Source organism: Micromonospora sp. NPDC048905, from assembly GCF_040649655.1.
In the GTDB taxonomy this organism is placed as follows: domain Bacteria; phylum Actinomycetota; class Actinomycetes; order Mycobacteriales; family Micromonosporaceae; genus Micromonospora.
Genome location: NZ_JBEZFV010000001.1, coordinates 165,476 through 176,703, shown reverse-complemented (window position 1 = coordinate 176,703; position 11,228 = coordinate 165,476). Strand labels below are relative to the sequence as shown.

Sequence of the window (11,228 nt, the reverse complement as noted above, 5' to 3'; positions counted from 1 at the left end):
ACAACCCCCTGGCGGCGTGTTGTCACCCCCTGGAAAGGAAACGATGAACACGGTCAGATCCAGTCGATCACGCCGCCCCTGGCGGCCCAGACCGACATTCGGCGCCGCGGATGCGAAGGGCCGGAAGATCATCTCTGCCGGCCTGCTCGCGGTGCTCGCCAGCACGCTCATCGGGCAGGTGCCCGCACAGGCACAGCAGGTCGCGGAGGCCAAGCGGCTCGAGGCGCAGCGCTACGAATCCGTACCCGTGCAGCCCGTCAAGGCCACGAAGCCCGGCCCCGAGCCGGAGGAGGAGGCGGCCAAGGTCCGGCGCCCGGCGCCGGCGTGGCCGGCCGCCGGTGCCGCCGAGGTGAGCCTGCCCGCCGCCACGGGTGCCCGCACCACCGGGGACGCCGCAGCCGTCCGCGCCGGCGCGCTGCCGGTGACGGTACGGCCGGTGACCACAGCGGCTTCCGCCCGGGCCGGGGCGACCCCACCGGGCAAGGTACGCGTCGAGGTGCTGCCGAGGGCAGAGGCGGAGGCGGCCGGTGTGCGCGGCGGTCTGCTGCTGCGCGTCGGGCGTACGGACGGGGAGACGTCGGCCGGTCCGGTCGAGGTGGGCGTGGACTACTCCGGGTTCGCCTCGGCGTACGGCGCGGACTGGTCGTCGCGCCTGCGCCTCGTGCAGGTGCCGGAGTGTGCCCTGACCACGCCCGGCACGAAGGGTTGTGAGCTGTCGCCGTTGGAGTCGCGCAACGATGTGCGAACCCAGACGGCATCAGCCTCGGTGGCGGCGGCGGCATTCAGGCCGGCGATGTCGACGACGGACGCGAAGCGACTGGGTCTGGGGTCCGCCACGGCCATGGCCGGCACCATGGTCGCCCTGGTCGCGGGCAGTCAGGGTGGTGCGGGCAACTACTCCGCCTCCAGTCTCGCTCCCGCCTCGTCCTGGGAGCACAGTGGCTCCACCGGCAGCTTCCAGTGGTCCTATCCGATGAGCGTGCCCCCTGGTCCGGGAGGTCCCTCTCCGAGCCTCGGCCTCTCCTACTCGTCGCAGTCGGTGGACGGTCGGCAGGCGGCGACGAACAACCAGCCCGGCGCCATCGGCGAAGGCTTCGACTACCAGCCGGGCTTCGTCGAGCGTCGGTACAAGACCTGCCTCGACGACATGGGCGGAAACGCCAACAACACCACCGAGACGAGCGATCTCTGCTGGGGTCCGGAGAACGCGGTTCTCTCCCTGGGCGGCTCGTCCATGGAACTGCTCAAGGACAGCGACGGGAGGTGGCACCCTCGCAAGGAGGACGGCTCGAAGATCGAGTTGTTGAAGTCGCCCGCCTACGGCAATGGCGACGACGACAACGAGTACTGGAAGGTCACCAGCGTCGACGGGACGCAGTACTGGTTCGGACGGCACCAACTGCCCGGTTGGAGCACCGACCGTCCGGTCACCAACTCCACCCTGACCGTGCCGGTGTTTGGCAACAACCCCAACGAACCGTGCCACGCCGCGAGCTTCGCGTCGTCCGACTGCGGCGGCAAGAAGCAGGCGTGGCGGTGGAATCTGGACTACGTCCAGGACGTCCACGGCAACACGATGTCTCTCTGGTGGACCAAGGAGACCAACTACTACGCCAAGAACCAGAACCGAACGTCACCCGTGTCGTACGACCGGGCGGGATACCTCACGAGAATCGACTACGGCACCGACAGCCGGGACGGCACCGAGTACTCCTCGACCAGCCCGTACGTCCAGAACGCCCCGGGTCGAGTGGAGTTCACAAACGTCGATCGGTGTCTGTCCAACTGCACTACGAAGGACGCCACCACCTGGCCCGATACTCCCTGGGACCAGGAGTGCACGGCGACGACAAACCCCTGCCTGTTCGGGGCTCCCACCTTCTGGTCGGCGAAGCGGACGACGGTGGTCACCACCAAGGCGTGGAAGGCCGCCACCTCGTCGTACCAGCCCGTTGACTCGTGGACGTTGCGACAGAGCTTCCCCGACCCGGGCGACGGCACCCGTGCCGGCCTCTGGTTGGACGGGATCACGCACCGGGGTCTCAACGGAACGACGGTGACGGCTCCGGAGGTCACCTTCAGCGGTAAGCAGATGCAGAACCGGGTCGACGCCACCGGTAGTGACTGGGCGCTCGCCATGAACTGGTGGCGTGTCAACTCCATCAGGTTGGAGACCGGCGGCGAGATCTACGTGACCTACAGCCCGCCGCAGTGCGCCAAGGGCGGCACGATGCCAACCGCCCTCGACAACAACGGCCTGCGCTGCTACCCGGTCAGGTGGATCCCGCAGGGCAAGGTGGACCCGCTCACCGACTACTTCCACAAGTACGTGGTGACCGAGGTCCAGCAGATCGACCACACCGGTGGCGCCCGCCCGCTGCGGACCGCCTACGAGTACGACACCAAGAGCCAGCCGCTGTGGCACTACGACGACGATGACGGGCTCAGCCCGGACGACCGGAAGACCTGGTCCCAGTGGCGGGGCTATCCCACGGTGATCACCTACATTGGCGAGGGTGCCGAGCGGGTCAAGTCCGAGACGCTCTACTTCCGCGGCATGTACGGCGACAAGCTCGCCGCCGGCGGCACTCGTACCACCCAGGTCGAAGGCCTGGAGGGTGGTAAGGCCAACGACTACGACCACTATTCGGGCACGCCACGGGAGCAGATCACCTGGCTCGGCTCGACGGTCCTCGCCGCCTCGGTCAACGAGATGTGGCGCTCTGACCCGCCGACCGCGACCCGCGCCGGAACGCCGGTCGCGGAGGCCCGCTACGCACGGGTCGCGGTTGTCAAGAGCCGTACCAAGACCGACACCGGAACTCGCCGGTCCACCACCACCACGACCTTCGACGGCTACGGCATGCCGACGAGCGTGCAGGATGGCGGCGACGACGCCACGACCGGCGACGAGGGGTGCGTGCAGACCGAGTACGCCCGCAACACCGCCGACTGGTTGTTGACCCCGGTCAAGCGGACGCACGGCTGGGCGGGGCCGTGTGCCACTGCCCCGACCGCGGAGAACCAGATCACCGCCGACACGAGGTTCAGCTTCGACTCACTCGGCTACGGCAGCGCCCCGACCGACGGTCTGATAACCGCGATTGAGACGATCAAGAGCTTCACCGGCGGCGTCCGTGGTTACCAGCAGGTCTCCACTGCCAAGTACGACGCCTTCGGCCGGGTCATCGAGTCCACGGACATCGCCGGTGAGAAGTCGACGACGGCATACACGCCGGCTACCGGCGGCCCGGTCACCAAGGTTGTCTCGACCAACCCGTTGCTCTGGACCGACACCGCCGAGATCGACCCGGCCACCGGGCTGACGATCAAGAGCACCGACGCCAACAGCCGGGTCACCGAGGTGGCCTACGACGCCATGGGGCGGACCACGGCGGTGTGGATCCCGGGACGGGACAGGGCGACCTTCCCGTTGGACCCGTCCTCCAGCTTCAGCTACGACCTGTCCAAGTCGGCACCCTCGTCGGTCACGTCCCGGTCGGTGAACGCCAGAGGCGGGTACAACACCTCGTACGAGCTGATGGACGCGCTCGGCCGTCCCCGGCAGACGCAGGAGGCCGGTTATGGTGGCGGTCGCATCCTGACCGACACCTTCTACGACGCGGCGGGCCGGATCTACAAGGCCAATGCCGCCTATCACAACAGCGCGGCACCGGGTACGACGCTCTACTCCGGGCTGGACCGGGACGTCCCGAGCCAGACCAGGACGCTGTTCGACGGTGCGGGCCGTCCCGCGCACTCGCTGCTGTTGGCGTCCGAGTCGAGCGTGCAGGTGGAGAAGGCGCGAACGTCGACCACCTTCCACGGCGATCACACGACCGTCGTGCCCTCGGCCGGTGAGTCGGCGACGACCGCGTGGACCGACCCGCACGGCCGGATGGAGAAGCTGTGGCAGTACCACGGCCGAACTGCGACCGGCACGTACGACGAGACCAAGTACACCTACCACCCGGTGGGCCAGTTGGCATCGGTGCAGGACGCCTCGGGCAACTCCTGGTCGTACACCTACGACATCCAGGGTCGAATGACCTCGTCGACGGACCCGGACGCCGGGACCACGACTCTCACCTACAACAGCCGGGGTGAGGTGGAGCAGACCAGCGATTCTCGGCCGACCACCCCTGACCTGTACTACACCTACGACCGTCTGGGTCGCCCGGAGACCGTCCGCGAGACCAGTCTGACGGGCCAGAAGCGCATCGAGAACACCTACGACCTGCCGCTCAAGGGTCTGACCAAGTCGTCTTCCCGCTGGATCGGCACGGACGAGTACCGCACCGAGACGGTCACCGTGGACGCCCTGTACCGGCCGACGCAGACCAAACTGACCCTGCCGCCCTCGCAGGCGAGCTTCTGTGGTGCCGCCGCTACCACCTGCAGTTTCACCGCAAAGGCCAGCTACCTGGCCGACGGTTCGCCCAATACGGTCACTCTTCCGGCGGTCGGTGGACTCGACCAGGAGGTGTTGACCTACAAGTACGACCAGACATACGCGATGGCCGACCAGTTGGCAACCAACTACGGCGACGTCAGCTACTACGCCATCCAGTCGGGCTATACCAACCTGTACGAGCTGAGCACTCTGACCCGGTCGACGGAGCTGACCGGGGCCAAGTTCGTGCAGACGACCGACCGTTACGACGAGGCCACCGGCCGGGTCAAGAGCAGCGCCATCCTCCGGTCGGCATCGCCCTCGTACATCGCCAACGTCTTCTACGACTACGACGAGAGCGGCAACCTTCTCAAGATCGACGACAACTCGGGTGCCCGGCCGCGGGACACCCAGTGCTTCACCTACGACCACCAGCGGCGGCTCACCGAGGCGTGGACTCCATCGTCCTCGAGCTGCAACAGCGCTCCGGCTGCGGAGTCTGAGCTGGGTGGTCCGGCGCCGTACTGGCAGAAGTGGTCGTTCGGCGCGCCGGACGACCCCAAGGGTCGGATCGGTAACCGGCTGACGCAGACCGAGCGGGGCACCCCGACCGGCACGGTGACCACCAGCTACTCGTACCCCGCCGCGAAAGCTGCCCAGCCGCACCGTCTGGACGGCTGGAGCAGGACCGACAACGCGGGCACGACCACCGGTTCCTACACCTACGACGAGGCCGGCAACACGAAGACGCGGCCCGGCCCGGCTGGCCAGCAGGCGTTGGCCTGGGACGTCGAGGGGCGGTTGGCGACGCTCACCGACAGCGCCGGCACGAACTCCTACATCTACGACGCTTCCGGCAACCGGCTCATCGCCAAGGATGCGACCGGCAGCACGCTGTTCCTCGGAGACCAGGAGCTGCGGCGCAACAACAACGGCCAGCTCGACGCCACCCGGTACTACTCCTTCAACGGTGAGGCGATCGCCCAGCGGAAGACCACCGGGATCACCTGGCTCGCGAGCGACCACCAGGGGACAGCGCAGGTCAGCGTTGCCACGGACGCCAACCAGACGATCACCCAACGGCGGCAGACACCGTACGGGGCGTCGCGTGGCGCGGCGGTCTCGTGGCCGAACAAGCAGGGTTTCCTGGGCGGTTACCAGGACCCGACGGGGCTGACCCACCTGGGTGCCCGAGAGTACGACCCGACGGCTGGTCGGTTCATCTCGGTCGACCCCGTCAACGATCCCGGTAATCCACAGCAGATGCCGGCCTATACGTACGCGGCGAACAACCCGACCACGTACAGCGATCCCAGTGGCAGGATCATCGCCGAATACGCCGGAGTCGACGTCCCCACTACTCCGGGGTGGAACTACGACTGCGCCCACGGCATCAGTGGATACCAGTGCCAGCAGATCATCGAGGGTGGGGAGAAGCCGCTCTCGACCCGCCGCGACAAGGGCATGTTCAACAACAAGGTCATCCACGACACGCTGGATGGCGCCGCGGTTATTCCTGGTCTGGGATCCGCAGCCGATGGCCTGAACACTGCCTTCTACATCTATGAAGAAGATTACGGCAGTGCCGCCGAGGCGTTGATGCCCGGCCCGTCGGTCTGCGCGGCAGCCCGGAACACGTGCAAGAAGGCGCGCAAGGAACTCGCCGACAAGGCCCAGAAGGCGATCGGTCGGGCGACCAAGGGCGGCACGCCGAAGATCAACCCGGCCCGGGAAGCCCAAGAGATGGCCCAGATCAAGGCCGAGGCACGGGCCAAGGACCTGTCGCCGAAACCGAAGCCGGCCACCCCGCCCGGTAAGAAGCCGGACCCGGGCACCAAGGGCAAGCCGAACAAGAACAGCAGTGGCACGACGACGAAGAAGGAGGGCTGCCTCCACAGCTTCGACCCGGCGACCCAGGTCCTCATGGCCGACGGGTCCGCTCGGCCGATCGCCGAGGTGGCCGAGGGCGACGAGGTCCTGGCGCATGACCCGGAGACGGGGGTCACCTCTGCCGAGTCGGTGGAGGCGCTGCACGTCAACCAGGACGAGGACCTGACGGACCTGTCCGTCCGGACCGAGGATGGCACGTTCACCACCCTCAAGACGACTCAGCACCACCCGTTCTGGAGCGAGAGTCGGCAGAAGTGGGTCGACGCCGCAGATCTCCAGCTGACGGAGTGGCTCAAGAGCGCATCGGGCGAGTTGGTGACCGTTGCGAAGGTGCTCAACTTCAGCGGCAGCAAGGTCATGCGTGACCTCACGGTCTCGAAAGTGCACACGTACTATGTGCTTGCAGGCATCACTCCGGTCCTTGTGCATAACTGTGATCCAATCGTCATCTACAGAACACCGAAGTCCGCCGACAAAGATTTCGAGTTGAAGCACGGTCCAAACCCGGAAATGCAGAACCAAGAGGGCAGTAACGGATATTTCTACCTCGGCGAAAAGAGCGTGGCGGCCGAGTATCAGGGCCGTGGTCCTTACGCACCCGGAATGATTAGGTACGAGATGGAAGCTTCATTCCTGGAAAGCTTCTTCGGTACTGGCAAACGTTATGACTGGCAGGGGCCCGGTGGTACCGCGCGTATCGAGTTCGAGATACCGTTCGGGCGACTCGAGGAATTCAATTCGCTTACTCGGGGCAGGACTTGGGTGCCCATGAAGAAAGAGTGACAGGCGTGCATCATCTTCTGCATCAGGAATACGACGTAACGGTAATCGCGGGTCGGCCCTGGGGGTTGGAGGTTGAGTTCGAGGACGGGACGCGAGGGCTGATCGACAACACTAAGGATCCCGCCTGGACTGCTGATGACCGTTCGTCTGCCGTCGGCGACGTGCTTCACGTCGTCGTGATCGATGACCAGCGCGAGCCACTTCGGCTCAGTGGACTCGATGTCGACCTAAAGATTGCCCGGAAGAAGAGGTCCACGATGGGCGGGTAGTCAGCCTATCGAGCCGGGAGGCCCCGCCGAGATCGTTACCGTTCTCTGCGGGGCCTCCTGGTGCTCCGGAGGCACCTCGATGATTCGCCTGGCGAGGTGAGTTGGCGGCGATGTCGTGCTTGACCCAAGGTCATCGCGGATCGGTTCGGTGGGGCGCGGGGTGTCTGCCCCCGGCGAGGCGCCAATGGCTGCCGCGCGACGAGACGCGGGCCACGGCCGCCGGCGCGGACGGTGGAGCCGTCGAGATCACCTCGGTAGGGTAGGTCCCGGTCGGCTCCGACCAACAAGATCCACACCGCCGGGGGGCGCCAGGCATGGCCGATTCGTTCGCGCATCTGCACGTGCACACCGAATACTCGATGCTCGACGGAGCGGCCCGGCTGAAGGACCTGTTCGCCGAGGCCAACCGGCTGGGCATGCCGGCGGTGGCGATCACCGACCACGGCAACATGCACGGGGCGAACGACTTCTACAACCAGGCGATGGCCGCCGGGATCACCCCGATCCTGGGCGTCGAGGCGTACGTGGCGCCGGAGTCGCGCTACCACAAGGCGCGGGTCAAGTGGGGTCGGCCGGAGCAGAAGAGCGACGACGTCTCGGGTAACGGCGCGATCACCCACAAGACGATGTGGGCGAAGAACGCGCAGGGCCTGAAGAACCTGTTCACGCTCAACTCGCGCGCGTCCATGGAGGGGCACTACGTCAAGTGGCCCCGGATGGACATGGAGTTGATCGCCGAGCACGCCGAGGGGATCATGGCCACCACCGGCTGCCCGTCCGGCGCGGTGCAGACCCGGCTGCGGCTGGGCCAGTTCGACGAGGCGCTCAAGGTCGCGGCGAGCTACCAGGACATCTTCGGCAAGGACAACTACTTCCTGGAGATCATGGATCACGGCCTCTCCATCGAGAGCCGGGTCCGCGAGGGGCTCACCGAGATCGCCCGCAAGCTGGACATCCCGCCGGTGGTCACCAACGACTCGCACTACACCCACGAGGCGCAGGCCACCGCCCACGACGTGCTGCTCTGCGTGCAGACCGGCAGCAACATCGACGACCCCAACCGGTTCCGCTTCGAGGGTGGCGGCTACTTCGTCAAGAGCGCCGACCAGATGCGCGCGGTGGACTCGTCCGAGCTGTGGCAGCAGGGGTGCCGCAACACGCTGCTGGTCGCCGAGAAGGTCGACCCGAAGGGCATGTTCGAGTTCCACAACCTGATGCCGCGCTTCCCGGTGCCCGACGGGGAGACCGAGGAGTCCTGGTTCCGCAAGGAGACGTTCGCCGGCCTGGGCCGCCGCTACCCGAACGGCATCCCGGAGGGGCACGTCGTCCAGGCCGAGTACGAGCTGGGCGTCATCAACCAGATGGGCTTCCCGTCGTACTTCCTCGTGGTCGCCGACTTCATCCAGTGGGCCAAGAGCCAGGGCATCTCGGTCGGTCCGGGTCGTGGTTCGGCCGCCGGCTCGCTCGTCGCGTACGCGCTGGGCATCACCGACCTGGACCCGATCCAGCACGGCCTGATCTTCGAGCGGTTCCTCAACCCCGAGCGCGTGTCGATGCCGGATGTCGACATCGACTTCGACGAGCGTCGGCGCGGTGAGGTGATCAAGTACGTCACCGACAAGTGGGGTGAGGACAAGGTCGCCCAGATCGCCACGTTCGGCACGATCAAGGCGAAGGCCGCGATCAAGGACTCGGCCCGGGTGCTTGGTTTCCCGTACGCGGTCGGCGACCGGATCACCAAGGCGATGCCGCCGGCAGTGATGGGCAAGGACATCCCGCTCACCGGCATCTTCGACACCAAGCACCCCCGCTACGCCGAGGCCGGCGAGATCCGCGGCCTGTACGACTCCGACCCGGACGTCCGCAAGGTGATCGACACCGCGAAGGGCATCGAGGGGCTGATCCGGCAGACCGGTGTGCACGCCGCCGGCGTCATCATGTCCGCCGAGCCGATCATCGAGCACATCCCGTTGACGCGCCGCGACGCCGACGGGGCGATCATCACGCAGTTCGACTACCCGACCTGCGAGTCGCTCGGGCTGCTGAAGATGGACTTCCTCGGCCTGCGCAACCTGACGATCATCGACGACGCCGTCAAGAACATCGAACTCAACCACGGCCTCAAGCTCGACCTGCTGGCCCTGCCGCTGGACGACCCGGCCGCGTACGAGCTGCTGGCCCGCGGTGACACCCTGGGCGTGTTCCAGCTCGACGGTGGGCCGATGCGGTCCCTGCTGCGGTTGATGAAGCCGGACAACTTCGAGGACATCTCCGCGGTCCTGGCCCTGTACCGACCCGGCCCGATGGGCGTCGACTCGCACACCAACTACGCGCTGCGCAAGAACGGCCTCCAGGAGATCACCCCGATCCACCCGGAGCTGGAGGAGCCGCTGCGGGAGATCCTGGCACCCACCCACGGCCTGATCGTCTACCAGGAGCAGGTGCAGCGCGCCGCGCAGATCCTCGCCGGCTACACCCTCGGTCAGGCGGACCTGCTGCGCCGGGCCATGGGTAAGAAGAAGAAGGAGATCCTCGACAAGGAGTTCATCCCGTTCCGGGACGGCTGCCGCGAGCGCGGCTACTCCGACGAGGCGATCCAGGCCGTGTGGGACGTCCTGGTGCCGTTCGCCGGGTACGCCTTCAACAAGGCGCACTCCGCCGCGTACGGCCTGGTGTCCTACTGGACCGCGTACCTCAAGGCGCACTACCCGGCCGAGTACATGGCCGGGCTGCTGACGTCCGTCGGTGACGACAAGGACAAGATGGCGCTCTACCTGTCCGAGTGTCGCCGGATGCGGATCCAGGTGCTGCCACCGGACGTGAACACCTCGGCCGGACCGTTCACCCCGGTCGGCAAGGACATCCGCTTCGGTCTGGCCGCGGTGCGCAACGTCGGCGCGAACGTGGTCGCCTCGATCATGCGGTGCCGGGAGGAGAAGGGCGACTACGCCGACTTCTACGACTTCCTGTCCAAGGTGGACGCGGTGGTCTGCAACAAGAAGACAATCGAATCGCTGATCAAGGCCGGCGCGTTCGACTCCCTCGAGCACCCCCGCAAGGGCCTGCTCGCGGTGCACGCGGACGCCATCGACGCGTACGCCGACGTGAAGCGCAAGGAGGCGGTCGGCCAGTACGACCTGTTCGGCGCCGGCTTCGGCGACGCCGACACCGGCAGCACGACGGTGATGCCGGTCATCAGCGAGAGCGAGTGGGACAAGCGCGACAAGCTGGCGTTCGAGCGCGAGATGCTCGGCCTGTACGTCTCCGACCACCCACTGTTCGGCCTGGAGCACGTCCTCGGCGCGGCGGCGGACACCACGATCGCCTCCCTGGCCGAGGAGGGCGCGGTGCCCGACGGCGCGGTGGTCACCCTCGCCGGCATCCTGTCCGGAGTGCAGCGCCGGGTCACCAAGCAGGGCCGGGCCTGGGCCTCGGCCACCCTGGAGGACCTGGCCGGTGGGGTCGAGACGCTGTTCTTCCCCAACACCTACGAGGTGATCGGGCAGTACATCGCCGAGGACGCCATCGTGGTGGTCAAGGGTCGGGTGGACCGCCGCGACGACACCCCACGGATCATGGCGATGGACATGTCCATGCCGGACGTCAGCACCAGCGCCACCAACAAGCCGGTCACCCTCACCATTCCGGTGCACCGCTGCACACCGCCGCTGGTGGAGAAACTGAAGGAGACCCTGGTGCTGCATCCCGGCGACACCGAGGTGCACGTCAAACTCCAGAACGGTGGCCGCACCACCACCCTGCGGCTGGGTCCGTTCCGGGTGGCGGCGACGACCGCGCTGATGGGTGACCTGAAGAGCGTCCTCGGCCCGGCCAACGTGAGCTGACGGGTCCGCGGCCCGGCCGGCGTACATCCGGCCGGGCCGCGGACGGCC

At 67.0% G+C, this 11,228-nt stretch carries 3 protein-coding genes; all 3 read left to right on the top strand.

The window, feature by feature from the left end; genetic code table 11:
* The first annotated feature begins 43 nt into the window (after window positions 1-43).
* The 3 genes from AB0C01_RS00795 to dnaE all read left to right on the top strand — a co-directional run bounded on the left by AB0C01_RS00795 (window position 44) and on the right by dnaE (window position 11,180).
* Window positions 44-7,066, top strand: coding sequence for an RHS repeat-associated core domain-containing protein (locus tag AB0C01_RS00795; RefSeq protein WP_357569879.1), 7,023 nt, complete (start codon window positions 44-46; stop codon window positions 7,064-7,066).
* 5 nt (window positions 7,067-7,071) lie between these two features.
* Complete coding sequence (locus AB0C01_RS00790; RefSeq protein ID WP_357569878.1) at window positions 7,072-7,335, top strand: hypothetical protein; 264 nt, start codon at window positions 7,072-7,074, stop codon at window positions 7,333-7,335.
* Window positions 7,336-7,649: 314 nt separating this feature from the next.
* Window positions 7,650-11,180 (top strand): DNA polymerase III subunit alpha, encoded by a 3,531-nt coding sequence (gene dnaE / locus AB0C01_RS00785; protein ID WP_357569877.1) that lies wholly within the window; start codon window positions 7,650-7,652, stop codon window positions 11,178-11,180.
* Window positions 11,181-11,228 lie beyond the last annotated feature (48 nt).